28 protein-coding genes and 1 pseudogene are annotated in these 22,920 nt (G+C 26.4%); 25 read left to right on the top strand and 4 right to left on the bottom strand.

Annotated elements, in window-relative coordinates:
* Positions 1 to 143 precede the first annotated feature (143 nt).
* From ACH36K_RS11350 to ACH36K_RS11330, 5 genes and pseudogenes are all read left to right on the top strand, one after another.
* Positions 144 to 373: pseudogene (locus tag ACH36K_RS11350) on the top strand (IS1595 family transposase); the annotation flags it as partial.
* 84 nt (positions 374 to 457) lie between these two features.
* Complete coding sequence (locus tag ACH36K_RS11345; protein WP_411167740.1) at positions 458 to 913, top strand: hypothetical protein; 456 nt, start codon at positions 458 to 460, stop codon at positions 911 to 913.
* A 249-nt stretch (positions 914 to 1,162) separates the two neighbouring features.
* Entirely contained in the window at positions 1,163 to 1,342 is a 180-nt protein-coding gene (locus ACH36K_RS11340; RefSeq protein WP_411167739.1) for a Spo0E family sporulation regulatory protein-aspartic acid phosphatase, read from the top strand.
* A 316-nt stretch (positions 1,343 to 1,658) separates the two neighbouring features.
* Entirely contained in the window at positions 1,659 to 2,075 is a 417-nt protein-coding gene (locus ACH36K_RS11335; RefSeq protein WP_411167738.1) for a hypothetical protein, read from the top strand.
* Positions 2,076 to 2,169: 94 nt separating this feature from the next.
* Entirely contained in the window at positions 2,170 to 2,811 is a 642-nt protein-coding gene (locus ACH36K_RS11330; RefSeq protein ID WP_411167737.1) for a hypothetical protein, read from the top strand.
* Between the two features lie 193 nt (positions 2,812 to 3,004).
* On the opposite strand, the gene ACH36K_RS11325 is transcribed toward ACH36K_RS11330, so the two are convergent.
* Entirely contained in the window at positions 3,005 to 4,012 is a 1,008-nt protein-coding gene (locus ACH36K_RS11325; RefSeq protein WP_411167736.1) for an alpha/beta fold hydrolase, read from the bottom strand.
* A gap of 173 nt (positions 4,013 to 4,185) precedes the next feature.
* Here ACH36K_RS11325 and ACH36K_RS11320 point away from each other — a divergent pair, with 173 nt between their 5' ends.
* The 6 genes from ACH36K_RS11320 (at position 4,186) to ACH36K_RS11295 (ending at position 8,001) form a co-directional block, all read left to right on the top strand.
* Complete coding sequence (locus ACH36K_RS11320) at positions 4,186 to 4,896, top strand: response regulator transcription factor (protein WP_411167735.1); 711 nt, start codon at positions 4,186 to 4,188, stop codon at positions 4,894 to 4,896.
* Positions 4,897 to 4,901: 5 nt separating this feature from the next.
* A complete protein-coding gene (locus ACH36K_RS11315) occupies positions 4,902 to 6,281 on the top strand; it encodes a sensor histidine kinase (protein WP_411167734.1) in 1,380 nt (459 codons plus the stop codon).
* Between the two features lie 112 nt (positions 6,282 to 6,393).
* Positions 6,394 to 6,975: a hypothetical protein gene (locus ACH36K_RS11310; RefSeq protein ID WP_411167733.1), complete on the top strand. Its 582-nt coding sequence runs from the start codon at positions 6,394 to 6,396 to the stop codon at positions 6,973 to 6,975.
* 31 nt (positions 6,976 to 7,006) lie between these two features.
* Positions 7,007 to 7,189 (top strand): hypothetical protein, encoded by a 183-nt coding sequence (locus tag ACH36K_RS11305; protein ID WP_411167732.1) that lies wholly within the window; start codon positions 7,007 to 7,009, stop codon positions 7,187 to 7,189.
* Between the two features lie 14 nt (positions 7,190 to 7,203).
* Positions 7,204 to 7,725 (top strand): hypothetical protein, encoded by a 522-nt coding sequence (locus tag ACH36K_RS11300; protein WP_411167731.1) that lies wholly within the window; start codon positions 7,204 to 7,206, stop codon positions 7,723 to 7,725.
* Between the two features lie 78 nt (positions 7,726 to 7,803).
* Positions 7,804 to 8,001, top strand: a complete 198-nt coding sequence (locus tag ACH36K_RS11295) for a hypothetical protein (protein ID WP_322379306.1) — start codon at positions 7,804 to 7,806, stop codon at positions 7,999 to 8,001.
* A gap of 344 nt (positions 8,002 to 8,345) precedes the next feature.
* On the opposite strand, the gene ACH36K_RS11290 is transcribed toward ACH36K_RS11295, so the two are convergent.
* Positions 8,346 to 8,735 carry a PadR family transcriptional regulator gene (locus tag ACH36K_RS11290; protein WP_411167730.1) on the bottom strand — a complete coding sequence of 130 codons (390 nt, stop codon included), beginning with the start codon at positions 8,733 to 8,735 and terminating at the stop codon, positions 8,346 to 8,348.
* A 159-nt stretch (positions 8,736 to 8,894) separates the two neighbouring features.
* On the opposite strand from ACH36K_RS11290, the gene ACH36K_RS11285 reads away from it, so the two are divergent.
* The 12 genes from ACH36K_RS11285 (at position 8,895) to ACH36K_RS11230 (ending at position 19,634) form a co-directional block, all read left to right on the top strand.
* Entirely contained in the window at positions 8,895 to 9,086 is a 192-nt protein-coding gene (locus tag ACH36K_RS11285; protein WP_411167729.1) for a hypothetical protein, read from the top strand.
* A gap of 163 nt (positions 9,087 to 9,249) precedes the next feature.
* The gene (locus ACH36K_RS11280; protein WP_411167728.1) at positions 9,250 to 9,768 is read left to right on the top strand and encodes an ECF transporter S component; all 519 of its coding nucleotides are present in this window, start codon (positions 9,250 to 9,252) and stop codon (positions 9,766 to 9,768) included.
* Between the two features lie 16 nt (positions 9,769 to 9,784).
* Positions 9,785 to 10,621, top strand: a complete 837-nt coding sequence (locus tag ACH36K_RS11275) for a pyridoxamine kinase (protein WP_411167727.1) — start codon at positions 9,785 to 9,787, stop codon at positions 10,619 to 10,621.
* Between the two features lie 93 nt (positions 10,622 to 10,714).
* Positions 10,715 to 11,611, top strand: coding sequence for an HD domain-containing protein (locus ACH36K_RS11270; protein ID WP_411167726.1), 897 nt, complete (start codon positions 10,715 to 10,717; stop codon positions 11,609 to 11,611).
* 139 nt (positions 11,612 to 11,750) lie between these two features.
* Complete coding sequence (locus ACH36K_RS11265; protein WP_411167725.1) at positions 11,751 to 12,083, top strand: hypothetical protein; 333 nt, start codon at positions 11,751 to 11,753, stop codon at positions 12,081 to 12,083.
* A gap of 76 nt (positions 12,084 to 12,159) precedes the next feature.
* Positions 12,160 to 13,092, top strand: a complete 933-nt coding sequence (locus ACH36K_RS11260) for a hypothetical protein (protein ID WP_411167724.1) — start codon at positions 12,160 to 12,162, stop codon at positions 13,090 to 13,092.
* Positions 13,093 to 13,392: 300 nt separating this feature from the next.
* Positions 13,393 to 14,901: a DUF1846 domain-containing protein gene (locus ACH36K_RS11255; protein WP_411167723.1), complete on the top strand. Its 1,509-nt coding sequence runs from the start codon at positions 13,393 to 13,395 to the stop codon at positions 14,899 to 14,901.
* Between the two features lie 134 nt (positions 14,902 to 15,035).
* Positions 15,036 to 16,700, top strand: coding sequence for a ribonuclease J (locus ACH36K_RS11250; RefSeq protein WP_411167722.1), 1,665 nt, complete (start codon positions 15,036 to 15,038; stop codon positions 16,698 to 16,700).
* A 45-nt stretch (positions 16,701 to 16,745) separates the two neighbouring features.
* A complete protein-coding gene (locus tag ACH36K_RS11245; RefSeq protein WP_411167721.1) occupies positions 16,746 to 17,474 on the top strand; it encodes an HAD-IB family hydrolase in 729 nt (242 codons plus the stop codon).
* 120 nt (positions 17,475 to 17,594) lie between these two features.
* The gene (locus tag ACH36K_RS11240; RefSeq protein ID WP_411167720.1) at positions 17,595 to 18,107 is read left to right on the top strand and encodes a hypothetical protein; all 513 of its coding nucleotides are present in this window, start codon (positions 17,595 to 17,597) and stop codon (positions 18,105 to 18,107) included.
* A gap of 72 nt (positions 18,108 to 18,179) precedes the next feature.
* On the top strand, positions 18,180 to 18,323 hold the full coding sequence (locus ACH36K_RS11235; protein ID WP_411167719.1) for a hypothetical protein: 144 nt from the start codon (positions 18,180 to 18,182) through the stop codon (positions 18,321 to 18,323).
* 126 nt (positions 18,324 to 18,449) lie between these two features.
* Entirely contained in the window at positions 18,450 to 19,634 is a 1,185-nt protein-coding gene (locus tag ACH36K_RS11230) for a M20 metallopeptidase family protein (RefSeq protein WP_411167718.1), read from the top strand.
* Positions 19,635 to 19,696: 62 nt separating this feature from the next.
* Here the strand turns inward: ACH36K_RS11230 and ilvA are convergent, their stop codons facing one another.
* Positions 19,697 to 20,896 carry a threonine ammonia-lyase gene (gene ilvA, locus ACH36K_RS11225; protein WP_411167717.1) on the bottom strand — a complete coding sequence of 400 codons (1,200 nt, stop codon included), beginning with the start codon at positions 20,894 to 20,896 and terminating at the stop codon, positions 19,697 to 19,699.
* Between the two features lie 157 nt (positions 20,897 to 21,053).
* Here ilvA and ACH36K_RS11220 point away from each other — a divergent pair, with 157 nt between their 5' ends.
* Both ACH36K_RS11220 and ACH36K_RS11215 read left to right on the top strand, forming a co-directional pair.
* A complete protein-coding gene (locus ACH36K_RS11220) occupies positions 21,054 to 21,218 on the top strand; it encodes a hypothetical protein (RefSeq protein ID WP_411167716.1) in 165 nt (54 codons plus the stop codon).
* Positions 21,211 to 22,077, top strand: coding sequence for an SDR family oxidoreductase (locus tag ACH36K_RS11215; RefSeq protein WP_411167715.1), 867 nt, complete (start codon positions 21,211 to 21,213; stop codon positions 22,075 to 22,077). Before ACH36K_RS11220 ends, ACH36K_RS11215 begins: the two co-directional genes overlap by 8 nt.
* Positions 22,078 to 22,135: 58 nt before the next feature.
* On the opposite strand, the gene ACH36K_RS11210 is transcribed toward ACH36K_RS11215, so the two are convergent.
* Positions 22,136 to 22,903 carry an acyl-CoA dehydratase activase gene (locus ACH36K_RS11210; protein ID WP_411167714.1) on the bottom strand — a complete coding sequence of 256 codons (768 nt, stop codon included), beginning with the start codon at positions 22,901 to 22,903 and terminating at the stop codon, positions 22,136 to 22,138.
* Positions 22,904 to 22,920 lie beyond the last annotated feature (17 nt).

Raw genomic sequence — 22,920 nt, 5'->3', positions numbered from 1 at the left:
TAATTTACTGCTCTTTTTTCTTTTGTATCTAAGATATCACTAAATATAATATCAGAAGCTGAAGACTTAACAGAAAAGGTTTCAGCTCGAGTAGTTACTAAAGAAACAAATAAAGTAACTACTTAGCAATAAATTAAATTTAAAATAGTATCTATAATATAAATCATGTTAACTATTTGCACAGTAAACTAAAAATTTGGATGTATAAGCTCAAAGGCGTATCGAGTAAATTCTTAATTAGACTATATGACTTGAAAGTTTTAGGGAAGATAAAGAAATAGTTAGAATAAAGAATATGCTAATTCACAGAGTAATATCATCTGTATATACTAAAATTAAAAGGTATAAATATAGAGATGTAAAATTTATATAATATATTACTAAAACACTGTATTTGTGTTATGATTTGGTAATAAATGTAATATGATATTTTATAAATAAAGGAGGTTTTAAAATAATGAGAATTAGTTTCAAAAGTTTTAATGAACCAAATGTAACAGATGAAAATGGAAAAGAAATTATTAGCTTTGAGAAATCGAAAGCATTACCTACACGGGTATGCTATTCTGTTATTAACGCTAATCATGAAAAGATAGGAAAGATAGAAAGAATTAGAAATACTTTTGGCTTGTTTGATTTGCCCCGAATAGTTATCTCTGTAAATAATGATAAAATTACAATCAGAAAAGATATAAAAGAATTGAGGGATATTTACGAGATTACGGGGAGTGGCTTTTCAATTATTGGTAATTGGTATGGACCGCACTTTAATATCTCCAAAAGTGAAAAAGTGTTAGCTTCAGTTGATGTAGAAAAAGAAGAATCAGAAAGTACCTATTTAGTTGATATTATTGACAAATCAAACACAGAGCAGATTATATGCATCTTATTCGCATTAAGCTGGATTATGTAAGAAGAAAATAATAAAGTATCTACTTAATAGCATAAAAATTGATAGTCATCGTCACAACTAAAATAACAAAAGAAAACAATTCTGTTGATTTTTTAATTTGCTCGTAAAACTTTAAATCTATTCGCTAAATTCCAATTTATATGATATATTAGATAGAAATATATAGTAACAATATTAAATTAATTAAAATTATATACCAAAAGGATTAAAAACACTTTCGTAGTTAATACTAATTAAGGAGGTGTTAGTATGTCTGAGTTAGATGAATTATTAAAGGATATAGATATATTAAGGGAACAACTAGAGCGTTTAATAAACGAAAAACAGGGGAATTTAGTTGATCAGGAAGTAGTAGCAGCGAGCAAGGTATTAAATGCAGCATTAAATCAGTATAATAAGTTTATTGATGAAAAGTTAAATAAGAAATGAGCTCTTAACAGGGCTCTTTTTTATATTTCAATAAACCTTTTATATATTATAAGAAAGTATAAATTTTTGGCGTTTTATAGGGAGATATTGGTTTCACATTGACTAGTTCCAGAAATTTCATGAAGTCTGTAAAAAGTCAATATTACATGTACTTCTAATTATGAAAATGGTATAATTTAATACAGAAGTAAATTAAAGGTTAGTTTTCATGATTTATGAATTTAGTACACTATTAATCAAATCACGGAAGATAAGAAGTTTTCAGTACTATTTCCTAGATTAAAAGAAGTAAATTATTATTGAGAGGTCAAATCAGATGAAGAAGTTTAGTAATGGTATAAGTAAGTGTTTTAATTGTATACGCTGGAAGGGGATAGGTATTATAGCCGTAGTATTAAAACCTACTATAAAGTATTTAGAATCTAAAGGTACACAAGGATATCCTATATTAGGTGTTGTAGGTAATATCCTATTAGCAGTACCTAGTATAATATTTTTTATAGTAGCATGCTTGTGTTTAAAATGGGACCTATTCATAGATATACATAGTCATAAAGGAAAGAATAGAAATAAATCAGAGTTTGTAGATGATTCTAAATTTATCAATAAGGTTTTACCAGATTTGATAGGATTTATGTTATTTATGGAACTTCTAGACAGAGAGAAAATAGAAAATATAATTAAAGAAAAAGAGGATAAATCTATCTACAACTTTGGAGTGGATACCTTTTGAAAAATATTGCCAGAAAATGAGAAACGATAATAAAAGCTTTATTACAAACATTTAGATGTAAAATGCTTTAAAATATATTTTATGGAGGTAAATTATGAGAAAAATATACGTTTTAATTATAGCTTTAATTGCAAGTATAGGCCTTATTTCATGTAGTGCTAAAACAAAGAATGAGGGGCCAAAGGAAAGTGATACTAAAGTCAGCAATGAAAAACAAGAATCTACAAATGAAAAGTCTTTAGATGGATTAAAGTACACAGTATTAAAAGTTTCAAAAGAAGCACCTATAGGTGATATGAATGCAGATATGTCCTATAATGAAAAGGGAGAATATTTTCAAACAGGATTAACTGCTAAAAAGGTATCTGATTATGATTATGTTGTTATTGACTTAAAAGTTGAAAATACTACTGATAAAGCTGTAAAGTTATTTCAAACTGGATGGTATGCAACAGCAGCAGATGGTTATGAATTTAAAGACATAATAGTTACAGATAAACTAAACAATGAGCAGGTGCCATCTAAATATTCTTTTGAGGCAAAAGTTAAGATTCCAGTAGAAAAGAGCTTGAATTTAGATAAAATAAATTTAAAATATAATCTTAAAGATTACAGTGATTTAGGAGCTGCAATGGAAGATGCTACAAAAGGTATGTCTAAAAGTGATATACAAAAAAAATATCCTCATCTTTATAAAGACAATTTTATAGAGTTTGGTACTTTGGAAATTAAATAATATTTATATAAAACACTTACTTAGGTAGGTGTTTTATTATTTTTATCAAAAATAATTTTTAGTAATTCAATGCTAAAAAGTAGATTTGTTTTATACTGTCCTTAACTTTAGTTTATAAGTGGATATATGCAAGTTTGTGTTGACTTGGAGTGAAGTGACGGAATAAGTAAACTTACAGATGTCCACTTTTTTATTAGTTATCTATACTTTTTAAAAAATCTTTACTTTTGTTTGCAATATTTTCAGGAGAATATAAATATATAGAATGTTTAGCTTCATAAGTAATTAATTCTCCTTTTTCAAATTTAGATATATAATCATTGTAATATTTAAATCTTCCTTCTATAAAATCCTTCTTTTCTAATCTCTCTTCTTCTGTTAAAGGAGTAGCAAGAAAAATGCAAATAGGCGTTTTGCTAGGTAAATCTAGACTATTGGATTTATTTGAGTTATCTATTAATAAAGCAAATTCATTAATTATATCATTAGAAGATAAATTTTTATATGTTAGAGCTTTATATATTTCTTTATCATCTTCTGAAATAAGATTTGAATTTAAAACGCTCTCATCAAGACTAAGAGAAGGTAAAAACCTATGAACTCCAAGTTTAGCAAAAAGACATTGGACTTTCATTATAGATAAGTTTGATTTCATTCTTTCACTTTCCATTAAATACCCTTCTGGGAATCCAATATCAAGTCCAATTATAGCCTTAACTTCACTTGGGTATTTTTGTGCCCAATATATTGCTTCTAATCCAGATATAGAATGAGGAAATAAAACATATGGAGGTTTTTCACCAGCTAAGGTTAAAGATTTTCTTGTTTCATCTAAAATAGTATCAATATCTCGAGGACTATTTGAACTTTCGCTAAAGCCATAACCCGATCTATCTACAATAGCTATTCTATATTCATTAGACATTTCTTTATATAAGGGCTTTAAGTCTATTTCTGGTGCAACGTTACCTAATCCAGACATAAATACACAGGTTAAATCACCTACGCCTTCAGAGTATACATGGATATTTTTATTATTTACTTCTACAAGTTTGCCAGGAGGGTTTAAAATCTTAGATTCTTTCTTTAATTGTATTTTATTATTTATAACAGATACAGAAATAAAAATTATAAAAAGAGCTATAGCAGCAATTATGCTAAACTTAGTAAATTTTAATATCTTTTTTAATATTTTTTTCATTTACTTCACCATCCCAAATATATTAATTTAAATTTTCAAGTTAATTTAGTCTATCAATAGAATGTTAAGATAAGCTATATACTACCTTAAGGCAACCTTAAATTTCATATAAGCTTAAGTTGTATAAAATTAATATGATATAATGAGAAATATTAAAAAGGGAGATAAGAATTATGTATTCAATTAAGAAAAAAAAGATATTAATTGTAGATGATGAGCCTCAATTGTTAGAAATGCTAGAAACCATATTTAAAAAAGATGGTTTTAATGATATATATACAGCTAAGTCTTGTGAAGAAGCAATGAATAAATTAATTAATAATAATCCTGATATTGCAATTCTTGATGTTATGTTGCCAGATGGAGATGGATTTTCACTTTTTAATGAATTTAAGAAGTACTGTGAAATACCAGTATTATTCCTTACTGCAAGAGGAGAAGCAGAGGACAAGCTTTTAGGCTTAGGACTTGGAGCTGATGATTATATAGTAAAGCCATTTTTACCAAGAGAACTTACTTTAAGGTTAAATGCAATATTAAAAAGAACATATTCTAAGAATTTAAAAGAAGAATTGCCAATTATATATCTTAATTCATCAACGATTGATTTAGGAAAAGCTGAAGTAGTAAAAGATAATGAAAAGTTTTATTTAACTGCTAAGGAGCACGCTATTTTAACTGTTTTATATGAAAATGCAAATAAAATAGTAACTAGTAATGTGCTTTGTGAAAAGGCTTGGGAAGATGATTCATATGGTTATGAAAATACACTGATGGTACATATAAGGCATATTCGTGAAAAGATAGAAGAAAATCCTTCTAAACCTAAAGCTCTTATTACAGTTAAAGGCCTTGGATACAGCTTAATAATAAATAACAGGTGATTATTATGAAAAATAGTTCATTAAAGTTTATTTTAAGATATATAGCTACAATTGTTTTAGTTGTCTCAATAATAATTGCATTAAATTATGGTAGTATTATTTATTTTACTCGTTATAGTTCCTATATAAAAGAGCCAACTAAATTAGTAGAAGATATTGCAAAGGAATTAAGTGAGAACAAAAATGAGTTATCTGATAAAACTTCAGAAATAATAAAAAACAATGATATATGGGTACAACTTATAAGTCCAAGTGGTGAAGTTATTTATAGCAATAATAAACCAAAAGATATAGGAAATTATTATTCGATAAAAGATATTGCAGTACTATCTAAGAGCTATTTAAATGATTATCCAGTTTTTTTGTGGGAAAGTGATGAGAATCTAGTTATACTAGGATATCCTAAAAATTCTATAGAAAAATATAATTTTTTTATACCATCAAATTTTAAAGACTCTAAATTAACTAGTTTTTTATATATAATTTTACTTAATATAGGGGTTACTGTTATCTTATCTATAGTTTTAGTTAAGGTATTAAATAAGCCACTAACTAAATTAATAAAAGCAGTATTTTCATTAAAGGAAGAAAAAGAAGTATTATTAAGTGAAAAAGGAATATATAAGGATTTAGCAAAAAGTATAAATGAAACATCAAAAATAATTATAGATAAAAATAATAAAATAAAACTTCGAAATAATGCTATTGAAAGCTGGATTGCATCAATTTCACATGATGTTAGAACACCTTTATCTATGATTTTAGGATATTCATCAATGATTGATGAAGATAATGAGCTGTCTAAAGAAACAAGGGAACAAGCGAAAATCATAACTGAAAACTCTATAAGAATAAAAGAACTTGTTACAAACTTAAATCTTGCAACATCATTACAATACAATATGCAGCCATTAAAGATAGAGAAATTAAGAGTAGGTGATTTAGTAAGAGAAGCAATAGCTAATTGTATAAATAGTAATGTTATTAAAAGCTCTAGTATTGATATACTTATAGAAGATGAAAGTGCTACTATTCTTGCAGATAAAGATTTGATTTTAAGAGCCATAATAAATTTAATAATAAATAGTGTAAAGCATAATAAAGAAGGCTATAATATAACAGTTACTGTTCCAAAGGTAGATAAAGATTCTTATGTTACTATAATAATTTCAGATAATGGATGTGGTATCTCAGAGGAAAAAATCAATAAGATAAATAATGAAAATACTTTTTATAATAAAGAAAAGAAAAATCATGGATTAGGATTAATTATTGTTAAAAGCATATTAGAGGCTCATAATGGAAGCTTTTTAATTGAGAATGGAAAGGAAACCGGAGCAGTTGTGACATTGAAGATTCCTCAAAAAAGAGATAGCTATGCTTAAAAGTTAGTATTTTCAATACATTAGACATAAAATTAAGATTATCTTAATTAGGTTTACCATTATAGCGATAAATGTTAAAATACACATATATAAATTGAAATAAGGTGATAAAATGTTAGATTTTGATTTAATGAATGTATTTAATGGGTTTATAAAAAATTATATAAATTTTAATTTAAAAAAGGATAGTATTAAGTTTTATATAGTCAAGCAAGAAACGAGATATTTTATAATGTTAGGGCAATTATTAGGTTATTCAGTTATTTATAAGGGACTAAATGAAAATGACAAAATAGCTTCTAATAAAATTGAACTTTCATGGAAAGATAATGATTTTAATAAGATGGCATCTGGAGTAACTAAGTTACAGTTATTTAGAGAGAACGATTTAGAAAATGATTTATCTGCAATACAAAATTTATTGAATAAAGTAAAAGAAAATCCAAATTGTGTGTATATCCAAATAATAGAAACATCTTCCAAGACAAGAATAGATTATCTTAATAATATAATTGCAACATCGATTACAGGCATAAAAAAAGATATTTTAGCAATTTATATAATTAGAGATATATTAAATGATACAAGTTATTACAATGCATATTTATTTGAAAAAGGGAAAATTACTAAAGATAAGGTAGGTATTTGTTATAGTGATGCAGTTGGAAATATGAAAGGTATCTTTAAAGTTTAATTTATAACAAGTCTTTATAAGGAGATAAGCTATGGAAATACAAAAGGGAAAAATAATAGAGGTATGGAATGATAATCATAATAAGGTATTAAAATATAGGCAAGTAATAAGAAATAATACTTTAAATGAAGTTGCAGAAATAGAAACTAAAAGTCTGAATTCCTTAATGAGTAAAGTAAGACAGCAGCTTAATGAATGGGATAAAATAACTTAATTAGTGAGGGAAATATGGGAATCAAAGCAATAAAAAAGAACGAATTTAACATGGTTATAAAGTTAAAATTTGAAAATATTTTAGAGGGTTTTGATAATTATAAATATGTTGAGCTTTATCCTAGGAAAAATAAAAGCCAAATCAATATAGAAAATGATTTTATTAATACATTAGAAGATTTTTTTTATTTAAATTCTGATAAAGATAAATTAATAATTGATTTTTATAAAAACAAGTTAAATTCAGATAGTATTAAATATATAGAATCTTATCTTAATTATGATGAAAAGGAGCTATTTCATAATATCTTAAATGAAGGTAGTGAAGAAGATATATTTTTTGAAATAACTGATAAGAGATATATAAAATTATTAACGAAGCTTTGTGTTAAGGAATTGTTTTTTATAACTTTCTACTTTACTAAAGGACCAATAACGTTATGGGGAAATTATAATTTGAAATTCCCTTTATTTTATTGTAATGAATATTCAATACAAGAATACTTAAAAATCGCAAGAGATAATGACTTACTATAATTAATTAAAATATTCATTCATAAAAAATGCTTATATATCATAATAATTACTATTATATTATATAAGTGAGGAATCATAATGAATCTCTTAAGGGAATTAATAGAGAAAATTAACATTGAAGATTTTGAAGAGGAAAATACTAATGAGTTATTAGCAAACTGTATATATTGTAATAGTGATATTAATATTAAAGTTGCATATATAAATAAAGATAATTTAAATATATATTGTTGTAAGGAATGTTTTTTAAGGGATTTAAGCTCTAAATATTATTAAGGGTAAATAGGTATTTACCCTTAATTTTTTTACTTTTTAGGAAATTATATTTCTAAATTTATTATTGATAACTATTTTAAGATTTAGGACTATAGTATCATTATTCAAATACTAGTGAATTAGTAATGAGGTGACTTTCATATCAACATTTTACCCTAACAGAACCTAAAAATATAATTTCATATAGAGTAAGAAAGTGGACATATGTAAGTTTGCGTTGACTTGGAGCGGAGCGACGGAATAAGTAAACTTACATATGTCCACTTTTAATTATTAAAAGCCTTATATAATAACATTTTTAAAGCTTTAAACTTTTATAATTTCTAGGCATTAAAAAATGCTGATTATTTCATCAGCATTTCTATCATTATATCTAAAGTAGATTTAGTTTTATTTAAATTATCAATGTAGTCAGAAATATGATATTTGTAATATTCAATTCCACTATCTGTTATTGAATATATCTTTTTACTTCTTTTATTTAGAAATTCATCTCCTGTCCAATTACTTTTGACATATCCTTTTAATTCTAAATCATAGAGTGTTTCATATATGGTACTTGATGAAACTGGAAATGGCAACGAGGTTTCAGAAAATCTATTTCTAAACTCTTCAAGGACTCTATTACCAAATATAACATTTCCTTTTGATAACTCCTTTAATATATAAAAACTATAAAGCATTTTTGTATTTACTACATTTCTAGGCGCCACAAGTCTATTTCTTTTTTCCATAGAACAACCTCCTTATATATATTTTATCATAAAAACTAGTAAGTGTACATTTAAATAATATACTCGTAAATGATAATAAAAAATATAAAAAATATAACAGAACATAAGCAATATATAATGAATAGAATGTAATAAACCAAAGAGTAGGAGTTGATAAACATGTCAAGAAGATCTTGTTGTACTAGCTGTTGTAGGAGTAATTGTTGTAGTAGAAGAAATTGTTGCTGCGTTAGAAGAGATTGTTGCTGTGGAGGATTCGGCGGTGGATTCGGCGGCGGATTCGGTGGCGGATTTGGATGTGGCGGCTGTTTCCCATTATTATGGATATTATTGCTAGGCGGCTGTTGGTAGTAAAATAATAATAAAAGGGTGCATTATGCATCCTTTTATTATTATTTATAAATTGTAACGATACATTTGACTTATTGTGTTAATAAATTTACCATAAATATGAAAGATAAATTAATTCTATTAGGTTATTATAAAAAATAGTTTAAGGTTAGGAGATTTAAATATGAAATTTAATACAAAAAGATTAATAGTAATTTCTTTATTAGCTGCATTATGCTACGTAGGTACATTTATTAATATAAGAATACCTATAGGAACTAGCACATCAATGATTCACTTAGGGACTACAGCCATATTTATAGCTGCAGTGTTAGTTGGAAAGGATGCTGGATTAGCAGGGGGAATTGGATGTGCATTATTTGACTTGTTAAGTGATTTTGCTGTATGGACAATCCCAACATTTATAATAAAGGGTTTAACTGGATATGTAGCAGGTAAAATATCATTTTCAAAGAAAAGAAATGGTGAAAGTTTAAAATGTAATATAATTGCATTTATATCTGGTGGCATAATATCATTAGTGGGATACTTCCTAGCTAATTTATTTATTTTTGGAATGACATTAGGCAATGCAATAGCTTCTTTAGTTACATCAATAACAACAACCACTATAGCAATAATTATAGCAGTACCTTTAGCTACAGCCATAAAAAAAATTGTCTCAAAGACTAATATAATCTAAGATAGGAGGTTTTATTATGAATAAACCTATAAAGAGAGTAGCTGTTATTCATGATTTATGTGTTTTAGGTAAGGCAGCGTTAACTAATATAGTTCCTATTTTAAGTGTTTCAGGTTTAGAAGTATGTCCAATACCAACATTAACTCTTTCTACTCACACTGGTGGGTTTGGAACACCTGCAATACAAAATATGAATAATTTTTTTTATGAATTAATAAATCATTATAAAATTTTAGATATAAAGTTTAATGGAATATTCATTGGTTATTTAGGAAATGAAGAGAACTTACATAATAGTATTAATTTTATAAATAACTTTGGAGATAAAAATGATATTCCAATTTTATTTGACCCAATTTGTGGAGATGATGGCAAGTTGTATTCTAATTTTGACAGTAGTTATGTAGATAATATAAGAACTTTTATTAAATTTGCTAATATTATAACTCCAAATTATACTGAAGCATGTTTATTATCAAGAAATCAATACAAAAATAAAGTAAGTGATAATGATATTTATAAAATTTGTATTGAATTAGCGTCAGTAGGTGCAAAAACTATAATAATTACCAGTGTTCCAGTTAATGAAGATAAATTAGGAGTTGCTGTTTATGATTCAGAACAAAATAAATTTAAATTAATAGTTCATAATAAAGAAACATATAGCTATCCAGGTACAGGTGATATTTTTTCATCCGTTTTGTTTTCTAATATTGTTAATAAAAAAGATATTTTTGAATCAGTAAAATCTTCAATAAATTTTACAAGAAATTGCATAATTGAAAGTTCGAAATACGACTATCCTAGAAGGGAAGGAGTATTACTAGAAAAGTTTTTAAAAGATCTAATATAAGAGTTATATTTTTATTTAACTCTTATATTAGAATTTTTTTTTTATATAAGCTAATAATAATCTAGAAATAATAACATAAGTAAGGTGATACATATGAAAAAATTATATTTAAAAGATATAAAACAAAATCAAACTGTTGAAAGTACTTTTATGATTATAAAAATACTTTCATATGATTTAGAGAATTTAATTGCAGTAATTGGAGATAGTTCTGGAGAAGTAAAAGCATATATAAAAAATATAGGCACTGAACTTAAAGTAGGCGATGTTATTTTAATAAAAGGTAAATTAGCTTCAAAGTTTAAGGTTAATTTTATTAAAAAAATTTCAGACATAGATATATCTGATTATTTACCTTCAGTAAAACGTCCAATAAATGAAATAATGAAAGAATTAAATGATATAAGTGAAAAAGAATTTAAAAGCTTAGAAGCAAAATCTATAAATGAATATTTTTTTAATAATGAAGACTTTTTAAATAAGTTCACTAGAGCAATTGGAGGAGTTTTTAATCATCATAATTATATTGGAGGGTTAGCAGAACATACTTTAGCTGTAACTTCTCTTGCAAGAGACTTTGCTTATAAATACAATTGTAAAAATAAAGAAATAGCTATATTAGGTGCAAAACTTCATGATATAGGAAAAATAAGAGAAATGAATTATGATGGCCCATTTTCATATACTTTAGAAGGTGAGCTTCAAGGTCATATAGTTATTGGATTAAAGATGCTGGACGATGCCTTTAGTAATAATAAAGAGATTTATTCAGAAAATTTTATAAATAGATTAAAAGCTATAGTAGTTCAACATCATGGTAAAGCAGAGTTTGGTTCACCTAAAGAACCTAATACCTTAGAGTCTTATATAGTACATTATGCAGATTATGTAGATGCAACATTAAATAAAATAAGTATAATATCAGAAGGATTGGAATCAGGTGAGTGGACTGAGTTTGATAGAAGAATTAATGGAAAAATATACATTTAAAAATACTTATAATATAAGAAAATTTCACTTGAATTTTGAGAATCATAGTTTAGTTTATAGTATGTTTATCAAATAAAATACAATATAAAGATTATATAATCAGTACTTTCATATGGTACAATATAATAGAGGTGAAATTATGCTAGAAAATAGATGTTTTTGTGAAAAATGTAATAAGATTCAATCAATTGAAGTGAATAGTTATATGGAAACTAAGGATTTTAATATAGGAAAAATAACTTATGAAAAATTATATGGAAATTGTTCAGTTTGTGGAAGTGAAGTTTATTCATCAGATTTATCTAAAAAGAATAAAGATAAATTGAATAAAAAAATAAAGGAATTAGAAGATGAAGTAACAATATTGAAGATACTAGAATCTAACAAAAATGGAGAGTTAAGATTAAAAAAAGGTGATAAAGAACTCCTTAATGAAATAGAAAATATTTTATCAAATAAAAATAAAAAGTAATTTCTTAAGTTATTAAAAATAGTTTAGTCTAATATAATATGGTGTAAAAGTATATAATTGCTTTAGGAGGACGCTAATGTTAGACTTACTAGTATATTTAGATGAAGCACTAATAAAAAATTTAAATTCACTAACATTAAATGGATATATTGATATAAGAACTTTTAGGAGAATTAAAGATAGAACATTTGGAGGAAATGTTAGAATAGGTGATAGAGAGTCCAATGGTTCAGAGTTTAGGTATCAAAAAGATAAAATATTAGGATATAAAAGTAAACATAAAACTTGTGAAGATAATTATGAAAATGCAAGAGATCGAAGCCTAGGATTTGAAGGAAGAGATTTTGATAGAAGTGAGCAAGAAGTAAAGAAGATAAGTACTATATTTACACTGCATAATGATTTATTGAATAAAATGCATAAGAGTAAAGATGTGAAAAAATTTGGTTCCAGGTCCATAGTAAGTGGTGAAATTAAAGAGGGAGATTATATACAAATAAATGGGTGTGTTCAAGAAACTTCCATGCCAATATATATAGATACTTTACTTGATAGTATTAACTGTTATGGAGTAGATTTTTTAAATACTTTTTTAGAAAAAAAAGAATTAAAAAATTTAAATTTTGGTATAATTTGCAAGCTTTTAGAAGGGCTAAGAAAATCTATAACAGCAAATGGAGCTCATGATTTGTTAATTCAAAATGATAGTGCATCTTTAATACTTACAATAAATGAAAATAACTTTTTAAGTAATCATTCCCATATGTTTGATTTAGTGCATTGTTCTTGTAAAGTATTTGGGAAGGTCATGATGATAAAGGAAGATAATGATAAATGTATAAGTTTATTAAGAAAATCAGCACAAGAAGAGTACTATCAACAAATAATAGATTCTATTGATCCATATTTAGAAGTATTAAAAGAAAATAATATAATTCTTCCTAAAAAACCTGAATGTAATATAAAAGGAAAAATAATAATGATATTACCTATAAGCATATGCATATGAATAAAAATATGCATATGTTTTTTACTCTATAAGAAATTATATTTTTAAAATCTATGGATAAGTTATTTATAGCATATAAGTTATTAAAGTTAGCCCATAGAGTAAAAATAGAATAAAGTGCGCGTGCAAGATTTTCCTCAGGCAAGCTTCGGAAATGCACATGCGCTAAAAAAGTCGACAGCTCGGCAAGCTCGCCTTGACGACTTTTTTATATAATTTAATATAGAAAGAAAAAATTTTTTGATGTATAATTAATACTTAATGAAAAACATAAAGAAAATAAAGAAAAGAGGCAATAGGATGAAAGTAGGATTTGACCATAAGAAATATTTAGAAGAACAATCTAAGTATATTTTAGAAAGAGTAAATAACTATGATAAACTATACTTAGAATTCGGTGGGAAACTTATGTTCGATTTACATGCAAAAAGGGTTTTACCTGGATTTGATGAAAATGCTAAAATAAAACTTCTTCAAAAGTTAAAAGAAAAGGTTGAAGTAGTAATTTGTGTTTATGCAGGAGATATAGAGAGAAACAAAATAAGAGGAGACTTTGGTATTACATATGATTTAGAAGTTCTAAGATTAATAGATGACTTAAGAACTTATGAGTTAGATGTAAATAGTGTTGTTATAACAAGATACGATGGACAACCGGCTACAACTGTTTTTATAAATAAATTAGAACGTAGAGGAATAAAAGTATATAAGCATGAAGCTACCAAAGGTTATCCAACAGATGTTGACACTATAGTAAGTGATGAAGGATATGGAAAAAATCCGTACATAAAAACTACTAAGCCTATAGTAGTTGTTACTGCGCCAGGACCAGGAAGTGGGAAGCTTGCAACATGTTTAAGTCAATTATATCATGAACATAAAAGAGGAAATGTTGCAGGATATTCTAAATTTGAAACATTTCCAGTTTGGAACGTTCCACTAAAGCACCCACTAAATATAGCTTATGAAGCTGCAACTGTAGATTTAAAAGATGTAAATATGATAGATTCATTTCATTTTGATGCCTATAATAAAGTAGCCGTAAATTATAACAGGGATATAGAGAGCTTCCCTGTACTTAAAAGAATAATTGAAAAAATTACTGGAGAAGAATCAATTTATAAATCACCTACTGATATGGGAGTAAATAGAGTAGGTTATGGAATAGTAGATGATGAAGTTGTTAAAGAAGCATCAAGACAAGAAATAATAAGAAGATATTTTAAAACTGTTTGTGAATATAAAAAAGGTTATGTAGATAAAGAAACTTCTGATAGATCAAAATTAATAATGGAAGAACTAAATTTAAAGGAAACTGATAGAAGTGTAGTAATACCAGCTAGAGAATATTTATTAAAACAAAGAAGTTTAAAAAAGAAAAGTGAAGGATATTCATCAGTTGCTTTAGAATTAGAAGATGGAAAAATTGTTACAGGAAAAAGTTCAGATGTAATGGATGCTTCTGCAGCAGTTATTTTAAATTCTATTAAATATCTTGCAAATATATCAGATGATATGCATTTATTATCTCCTGTTATATTAGAACCTATTAAAAATCTAAAATCAAAAACTTTAGGAATAAAAAATACAGTTTTAAATTGCGAGGAAATATTAATAGCTTTAAGTATATGTGCAGCAACTAATCCAACAGCTCAAGTTGCACTTGAAAAATTAACTATGCTAAAAGGATGTCAAGCACACTCAACAACAATAATACCTACGAATGATGAACAAACATTTAGAAGACTTGGAATAGATATAACTTGTGATCCTGAATATCAAAGTGAAAATCTATATTATAATAATTAATACTAACTTAAACTATCTTTAGATTATCCTAAAGATAGTTTTTTACTATAAATTATTAAAATTTAATCTTATACTATAATTTAAAATTAATATTTTGGAAATACTATTCTTAATTAGAATAGGAGGTTTTTAAAATGAGTGAAGATTTATCTGTTAAGATTATTCCTTTAGGTGGAGTTGGAGAAATAGGAAAAAATATTACAGTAATTGAGGTTGAAGATGAAATAATAGTAGTAGACTGTGGTATTGGTTTTCCAGATGAAGAAATGTATGGAGTTGATTTAATCATACCTGATATAAGTTATTTAATGCAAAATAAAGAAAAGGTTAAGGGTATTTTTATTACTCATGGACATGAGGATCATATTGGCGCTATTCCATATATATTAAAGCAATTTAATATGCCTATATATGGAACAAAAATAGCACTTGCAATTATTAAAAATAAACTTATAGAGCATGACTTACTAGAAAAAAGTAACTTAATAAGTGTTGATCCAGGCCAAACAATTCATTTAGAAAAAGTAAGCGTTGAATTTATTCAAAGTACACACAGTATTGCTGAATCATGCTGTTTAGCAATAAGAACTCCAATTGGAGTAATATTTCACACTGGTGACTTTAAAATCGATTTAACTCCTATAGATAATAAAGTTATAGATATTGATAGAATTTCTACTATAGGAAAAGAAGGTGTTATCCTATTATTGGCTGATAGTACTAATGTAGAAAGATCTGGACATACGATGTCAGAAAAATCAATAGGTAATACATTTAAAAGAATTTTTACAGGAGCAAAGGGAAGGATAATTGTAGCAACATTTGCATCTAATATTCATAGAATGCAACAAATTATAAATGCTTCTTTGGATAATAACAGAAGAGTTGCATTTTCAGGAAGAAGTATGGAAAGTATTTCAAAGCTTGCAGTGGAACTTGGATATCTTCATATTCCAGAGGATATGTTGATAGAAATTGATGATATAAAGAATTATTCTAATGAAAATATAACTATTATTACTACAGGAAGCCAAGGGGAGCCTATGGCAGCTTTAGCGCGAATAGCTTTTGAAAATCATAGAAAAATAAAGATAGAGAAAGATGATTTATTTATTATTTCTGCTGCCCCAATACCTGGTAATGATAAATTAATATCTAAGGTTATAAATCAGTTATTTAAAAAAGGAGCAAATGTCATATATGAAGATTTAGAAGAGGTTCATGTTTCAGGTCATGCATATAGTGAAGAACTTAAACTTATGCATAGATTAGTAAAACCAAAATACTTTATGCCTGTTCATGGAGAGTATAGGCATTTAAAACACCATAAGGATTTAGCTTTAAGACTTGGAATGGACTCAAAAGATGTTTTTATAGTTGAACGTGGAGAAGTGTTAGAGATAAATAATGATTGTGCTACGATATCAGGTAAAGTTGATAGCGGAGTTGTTTTAGTTGATGGCTTAGGTATTGGAGATGTAGGAACATTAGTTTTAAGAGACAGAAAACATTTAGCACAAGATGGATTAGTAAATATAGTTGTTACAATAGAAAGAGAAAGCTATAGTATAATTGCAGGGCCTGATATAATAACTAGAGGTTTTGTATATGTGAAAGAATCAGAAGAATTAATACACGAGTTAAAGGAAATAGCTACTGAAGAACTTCAAAATTGTTTAGATAAGAATATTTTAGAATGGTATTTAATAAAAACTAATGTCAAAAAGTCTTTAGAAAGATATATATATGATAAAACAAAAAGAAGACCAACAATAATACCAATAATTATGGAAATTTAGAAAAAATACGATATAATAGATATAAAAATAAAATGGAGGGGTTTCATGAAAAACGTAGCAGCATTTTTTGATATTGATGGAACAATATATAGAGAAGGATTAATTACTGAGGTATTTAAAAAAATAATAAAATATGAATTAGTTAGTGAAAATAAGTGGTATAAAGATGTAAGACCAGCATATATAAAGTGGGATAAAAGACAAGGGGATTATGATACATACTTATTAAAAATGGTTGATGTGTATTTAGAAGCAATAAAAGGAATAGATAAATACCATATTGAGTATATTGCTAAAAAAGTAATAGAACAAAAGGGTGATAGAGTATATACATTTAGCAGAGAAAGAATTAAATGGCATAAAGAGCAAGGGCACATAGTAATTGCCATATCAGGGTCACCTAGTGAGTTAGTTAGGGAAATGTCTATGAAATATAATATGGACGATTATAAAGGAACAATATACAAGTTAGATGAAAATAATAAGTATAGTGGAGAAGTTATACCTATGTGGGACCACGAAAGTAAACTAAGTTCTATAAATGAATTACAACAAAAATATAATATAGATTTAAGCAAAAGTTATGCATATGGAGATACATCTGGTGATATAACGATGTTTAAGTCAGTTGGTATCCCTTATGCAATAAACCCGACAAAAGAACTTTTAGATAAGGTTATGAATGATAAAGAAATAAGAGAAAAAATAAAGGTTATAGTAGAGAGAAAAGATGTAACATATAATTTAGATATAAATTATATCAATATATTATAGTGATTTTTACTCTTTAGGAAATTATATTCTTAATTTAATAATACATAGACAATGGAGTTTCTAGGTTATATAATAATTAATGGATTACAAAGGAGAAGTATTTAATTTAAGGAGAAGAGTATGTTAACTATTGATAATAAAACTTTAGAAGAGAAAATAAAACAACTTAGAAAAGCTATTGAAATAGTTGGAGGAAATGAATTATTAGAAAATATAAAAAATGATAATGAATTAGCACTTTTTATATTACAAAGTTCTTTTCAAGATGAATATGCTTCAATAGAAGTTTTAGAAAGAAAGTATTCTATTTCAGAACTTCTTAAAATAAAATTAGAATATGAAAAAAATTATATAAAAAATAAGAAGAAATATATTGAAAAAATAGTATATAAAATAAAAGAATATAATACTTATTTAGATTCTCTTACTAGAAAATATAAAAAAGATGGTAGCATTGAGTCATTTAGGGCTATTAAAAGTGAAATAGAAACTAGATATTCTAATGATATAGACGCTTTTATACTATCAAAATTAAATGAGTTAAATATAGAAAATTGCAATGACTTTTATGGGAATTACTTAAATTCAAAAAAAGAAGATTTTATAAATTCTATAATTAATGCAATACTGTAATTAATTTATAATAAATTTTTATCTTAAGGGAAAGCTATAGAATGTATAGTATAATCTTAGGAGGTATTACAAATGAATAAACTTACAAAAAGATTCCAAAAGAATTCTAAAAGAAGGAAGATTAAAGGTAATTTATTGCTAGAAATGGCAGATGATTTTATGGACATAATTCACAATGCAAGACTATACAAGAGAATTAATAAAAATAAAAAATAATATAAAAAATAATGCCTAATATTATAGAAATATTAGGTATTATTTTTTATATTGTCAATAATTATCATTTATATATAGAATGTATATTATATAATTATATTTATTTAATTTGAGGGAGGTGTATTAATGCAAGAAGAAATAAAAAATATCGTAGATGAAATAAAAGAAGAATTGACTAATATTAGAAGGAAACTACATTCTAATCCTGAATTATCTTTAAAGGAATATGAAACTAGTAAATATATATATGAAAAATTAAGAGAGTTTGGAATAGAGGAAATTAGTAATAATATTTATAAAACCACTATTTTAGCAATAATAAGAGGAAAAAATCCTGGGAAAACTATACTTTTAAGAGCCGATATGGATGCATTGCCAATTGAAGAAATGAATAATTGTGACTATAAGTCATTAAAAAGAGGAGTCATGCATGCTTGTGGACATGATGGTCATGTAACATGGATGTTAGGAGTTGCATATGTATTAAATAAGTTAAAAGATAAAATAAGTGGTAATATAAAAATATTATTTCAACCAGCAGAAGAAGAAGTTGGTGGAGCAGAGGAATTACTAAAAACTATAGATATATTAAATTTACCACCAAAAGTAGATTTTGCAATTGCAGGTCATATATGGCCAGAGTTAAATTCAGGAGAATATGGAATTGTAAATGGAAGTGCAATGGCTGCAGCTAATAAGTTCATTTTAGAAATAGAAGGAAAAGGTGGACATGGAGCAGAGCCGCATAAAACTATTGATCCAATAGCAATCGCAAATCAAATTTATATGACTAGTCAGCAAATAATAAGTAGACATACATCACCATTTAGTAATGCAGTTTTGACTATAGGTAAGTTTATAGGGGAAGGAGCTTATAATGTAATCCCAGATAAAGTTTTAATGGAAGGAACAATTAGAGCAGAAAGTTATGATAAGGTTATAGAGATGACTAAATTATTAGAAGATTTAACAAAAGGAATAGCGTTAAGTCAAGGAGCAAAGTATAAATTGACATCTTTAAAACCAATTAAAGCAGTTATAAATGATGAAAATTTAATTTATAAAGCTAATGAAATATTAAATAAAACAAATTATAAAGTTAATATTTTAAAGCATGGATCAATGACAGGTGAGGATTTTTGTTATATTAGTTCAAGGGTGCCATCATTATTTATATACGTTGGAACTAGAAATATATCTAAAAATATAATTTATCCACTTCATAGTCCTAAGTTTAATTTTGATGAGGATATATTAGGAAATACAGTAAATGTTTTTTCCTATTTAGCAATAAATTTAATTAGAGAATAAAATAAAAATAACTTAGAGTACCAATTTAAGTATCTAAGTTATTTTTATTTTTTGAAGATGCCTTAATACATTTGATTTATTTTAAAACCCATATTTGTAAAGTATTCTTTAATTAAATTTATATGTTCAAATCCATTAGTTTCAACAGTAACTTCTACTAATACATTTTTTATTCTATTTAGAGCTTTAAAGTGATTATGTTCAAGTTGAACAACATTTGCATTTAATTCAGAAAGTATTCTAGATATCTCAACTAATTGACCTGGAGTATCTGGAAGCTCTACTGAAAAGCAAAATAACCTTCCTCTTTCAACTAATCCATCATTAATTAAAGATGAAATAGTTAACATATCTATATTTCCACCACTAATTATAGAGACTACTTTTTTATTTTCAATATTAAGTTTTTTTAGAGCAGCAAGAGAAGCGGCACCGGAAGCTTCAGCCAATAATTTATGCCTTTCGCACAATATTAAAAAAGCCTCTGCTATGTCCTGATCTGAAACTGTAATAATATCATCAACATATTCTTTTATTATGTTATAAGTTAAATCTCCAGGGCTTTTAACTGCTATTCCATCAGCAATTGTATTAACTGAATTTAATGAAATTAGAGAGCCGCTTTTAAAGCTTAATTCCATTGCATTTGCACCTTCAGCTTGAACACCTATTACTTTTATTGATGGATTAATTTCTTTTGCAGCTAATGATATACCACTTATTAATCCACCTCCACCAATAGGACATAATATTATATCAACATCTTTAATTTCTTCCAGTATTTCTAAAGCTATAGTTCCTTGACCGTATATTACTTTCATATCATTAAAAGGATGAATAAATACTGAATTATTGTTTTCTTCAATACTTTTAGCTTTTATAAAAGCATCATCATAGCAAGAACCATGAAGTACAACTTTACCACCTAAATCTCTTGTAGATTGAACTTTTAAGTAAGGGGTAGTTTCCGGCATAACTATAGTAGAGTTAACACCTAAAAGTTTAGCAGCATAGGCTACACCTTGAGCATGGTTTCCAGCAGATGAGCATACAACTCCTTTATTTTTTTCATCTTCATTTAATGAGCGTATTTTATTAAGAGCTCCTCTTATTTTATAAGCTCCTGTAATCTGTAAGTTTTCACATTTCATATAAACAGAACAATTTGAAATTTTTGAAAAAATTGGACTGTATAAAATTGGAGTCTTGTTAATTACATCTTTAATATTTTCTTTAGCCTTCTCAATTTCTTTTAAATGCATACGTTTCCACCTCTAGTAATTTTTATTCTTTAGGAAATTATAAAAATATTATATCACTGCTTAATAAATATATGAAGATTTTAAATTTAATAAAAAGTATATTTTATATTAAATAACAAAAAATATAGATATATATTTACTGAAAGGAGTAATTGATATGGAAAAAACTTATGGAAATATGCATAAGGTTGGTAACTTTACTAAAAATGCTGTTGAAAATTTCGAAGAAAATATAGTTAATAAAACTAATTTTTTAGAAAGTCTAGATAATGCTAAGTCTGAAAATAATAATTTCAATATTAAGGAGAAGTCAAATGAATAATAATTTTCCTAAGGAGTTTCCTCCTCAACATCAAATTGTTCAACCTGGAATAGAAGGAAATATGAATCCTAAACCAATATACAAAGCAGAGGGATATAGTACAGTATCTAATAGATTAAAGGATAAAGTAGCAATAATCACAGGTGGAGATAGTGGAATAGGAAGAGCTGTAGCATTAGCTTATGCTACAGAAGGTGCAAAAATAGCTATAATTTATTTAAATGAAGACAATGATGCAAATGAAACCAAAAAATTAATTGAAGATAGTAATGGAGAATGTCTGTTAATAAAGGGTGATATAGGAGATGAAGCTTTCTGCATCTCAGCTGTAAATTCTGTAATAAGTAAATTTAATACTATTAATATACTAGTTAATAATTCAGCAGAACAACATGTATGTAATACTTTAAATGAAATTACTAAAGATCAGCTTGAAAGGACATTTAAAACAAATGTATTTGGAGCTTTTTATATAACAAAAGAAGTTTTAAATCACTTAAAGGTTGGAGATTGTATTATTAATACTACGTCAGTTACTGCTTATCATGGACATAAGACTTTAATAGATTACTCAATGACTAAAGGTGCTTTAACAACATTTACAAGATCATTAGCATTAAACTTAGCAGATAAAGGAATTAGAGTAAATGCAGTTGCACCAGGTCCAGTATGGACACCTCTTATTCCATCTTCTTTCGGTATAAATGAAGTTTCAAATTTTGGCAGTAAAACACCGATGAAAAGAGCTGCACAACCAGTGGAATTAGCAGAAAGTTATGTCTTTTTGGCATGCAATGGAGCATCATACATAACAGGAGAAACTATCCATGTTAATGGAGGAGAAGTAGTAAACTCATAAAAATAAATAAGATATTATTTCGCATCACTAGATACGAAATAATATCTTTTTTTATTGTTTACATCAGCTTAATATATTTATTATATCCTATAACTGCAGCACCAATTGCTCCTGCATACTGACTTAATGGGTGAGTTATAACATTTTTATTTAAGTACCCTTTTAAAATTTCTTTAAAGGCTTTTGAATTAGCAAGTCCACCAGTAAAAAAGATATTTTCTTGCAAATTTAGCTTTCTAGAGAAATTAGCGGTTCTTTGTGCAATGGAGTGAAGTATCCCCAATGCGATATCTCCTCTATCAACATCTTTTGAAAGAAGGCTAATAATTTCACTTTCAGCGAAAACAGTACACATACTAGAAATGTTAACTTTATTCTTTCCTTTTACAAAGGAATCTATGTTATTTATATCCTCTTCAAGAATTCTCATCATAACTTCAATAAACCTACCAGTTCCAGCAGCGCACTTGTCATTCATTATAAAGTCTACTATATTTAAAGAATTATCTAGCTGTATAGCTTTACAGTCCTGCCCACCTAAATCTATAACAGATCTAGTTGTACTATTTAAAAAGGCAGCTCCTCTAGCATGGCATGTTATTTCAGTGACTTTTTTGTCAGTTTCGGATAATAAATCTCTACCATAACCTGTAGTTATTACATATTTAACATTACTTGAGTATAATTCATTATAAACTTTATAAATGCTTTCTTTAGGCTTTGCTGAAGTTCTTATTTTATACTTAGCGACTATATTATCTCCGTCAAATAAAACTCCCTTTGTATATGTTGATCCTGAATCTATTCCTAATGTATATATATTCATTAATAACCTCTTTATGA

This window comes from Clostridium sp. MB05, assembly GCF_046581255.1.
Classification (GTDB): Bacteria; Bacillota; Clostridia; order Clostridiales; family Clostridiaceae; genus Clostridium.
This window is presented reverse-complemented; position numbering and strand designations above follow the sequence as displayed.

Coding starts and splice junctions, on each gene's coding strand:
- ACH36K_RS11345 (WP_411167740.1), top strand. CDS start 458: ATGAGAATTAGTTTCAAAAGTTTTAATGAACCAAATGTAACAGATGAA.
- ACH36K_RS11340 (WP_411167739.1), top strand. CDS start 1,163: ATGTCTGAGTTAGATGAATTATTAAAGGATATAGATATATTAAGGGAA.
- ACH36K_RS11335 (WP_411167738.1), top strand. CDS start 1,659: ATGAAGAAGTTTAGTAATGGTATAAGTAAGTGTTTTAATTGTATACGC.
- ACH36K_RS11330 (WP_411167737.1), top strand. CDS start 2,170: ATGAGAAAAATATACGTTTTAATTATAGCTTTAATTGCAAGTATAGGC.
- ACH36K_RS11325 (WP_411167736.1), bottom strand. CDS start 4,012: ATGAAAAAAATATTAAAAAAGATATTAAAATTTACTAAGTTTAGCATA.
- ACH36K_RS11320 (WP_411167735.1), top strand. CDS start 4,186: ATGTATTCAATTAAGAAAAAAAAGATATTAATTGTAGATGATGAGCCT.
- ACH36K_RS11315 (WP_411167734.1), top strand. CDS start 4,902: ATGAAAAATAGTTCATTAAAGTTTATTTTAAGATATATAGCTACAATT.
- ACH36K_RS11310 (WP_411167733.1), top strand. CDS start 6,394: ATGTTAGATTTTGATTTAATGAATGTATTTAATGGGTTTATAAAAAAT.
- ACH36K_RS11305 (WP_411167732.1), top strand. CDS start 7,007: ATGGAAATACAAAAGGGAAAAATAATAGAGGTATGGAATGATAATCAT.
- ACH36K_RS11300 (WP_411167731.1), top strand. CDS start 7,204: ATGGGAATCAAAGCAATAAAAAAGAACGAATTTAACATGGTTATAAAG.
- ACH36K_RS11295 (WP_322379306.1), top strand. CDS start 7,804: ATGAATCTCTTAAGGGAATTAATAGAGAAAATTAACATTGAAGATTTT.
- ACH36K_RS11290 (WP_411167730.1), bottom strand. CDS start 8,735: ATGGAAAAAAGAAATAGACTTGTGGCGCCTAGAAATGTAGTAAATACA.
- ACH36K_RS11285 (WP_411167729.1), top strand. CDS start 8,895: ATGTCAAGAAGATCTTGTTGTACTAGCTGTTGTAGGAGTAATTGTTGT.
- ACH36K_RS11280 (WP_411167728.1), top strand. CDS start 9,250: ATGAAATTTAATACAAAAAGATTAATAGTAATTTCTTTATTAGCTGCA.
- ACH36K_RS11275 (WP_411167727.1), top strand. CDS start 9,785: ATGAATAAACCTATAAAGAGAGTAGCTGTTATTCATGATTTATGTGTT.
- ACH36K_RS11270 (WP_411167726.1), top strand. CDS start 10,715: ATGAAAAAATTATATTTAAAAGATATAAAACAAAATCAAACTGTTGAA.
- ACH36K_RS11265 (WP_411167725.1), top strand. CDS start 11,751: ATGCTAGAAAATAGATGTTTTTGTGAAAAATGTAATAAGATTCAATCA.
- ACH36K_RS11260 (WP_411167724.1), top strand. CDS start 12,160: ATGTTAGACTTACTAGTATATTTAGATGAAGCACTAATAAAAAATTTA.
- ACH36K_RS11255 (WP_411167723.1), top strand. CDS start 13,393: ATGAAAGTAGGATTTGACCATAAGAAATATTTAGAAGAACAATCTAAG.
- ACH36K_RS11250 (WP_411167722.1), top strand. CDS start 15,036: ATGAGTGAAGATTTATCTGTTAAGATTATTCCTTTAGGTGGAGTTGGA.
- ACH36K_RS11245 (WP_411167721.1), top strand. CDS start 16,746: ATGAAAAACGTAGCAGCATTTTTTGATATTGATGGAACAATATATAGA.
- ACH36K_RS11240 (WP_411167720.1), top strand. CDS start 17,595: ATGTTAACTATTGATAATAAAACTTTAGAAGAGAAAATAAAACAACTT.
- ACH36K_RS11235 (WP_411167719.1), top strand. CDS start 18,180: ATGAATAAACTTACAAAAAGATTCCAAAAGAATTCTAAAAGAAGGAAG.
- ACH36K_RS11230 (WP_411167718.1), top strand. CDS start 18,450: ATGCAAGAAGAAATAAAAAATATCGTAGATGAAATAAAAGAAGAATTG.
- ilvA (WP_411167717.1), bottom strand. CDS start 20,896: ATGCATTTAAAAGAAATTGAGAAGGCTAAAGAAAATATTAAAGATGTA.
- ACH36K_RS11220 (WP_411167716.1), top strand. CDS start 21,054: ATGGAAAAAACTTATGGAAATATGCATAAGGTTGGTAACTTTACTAAA.
- ACH36K_RS11215 (WP_411167715.1), top strand. CDS start 21,211: ATGAATAATAATTTTCCTAAGGAGTTTCCTCCTCAACATCAAATTGTT.
- ACH36K_RS11210 (WP_411167714.1), bottom strand. CDS start 22,903: ATGAATATATATACATTAGGAATAGATTCAGGATCAACATATACAAAG.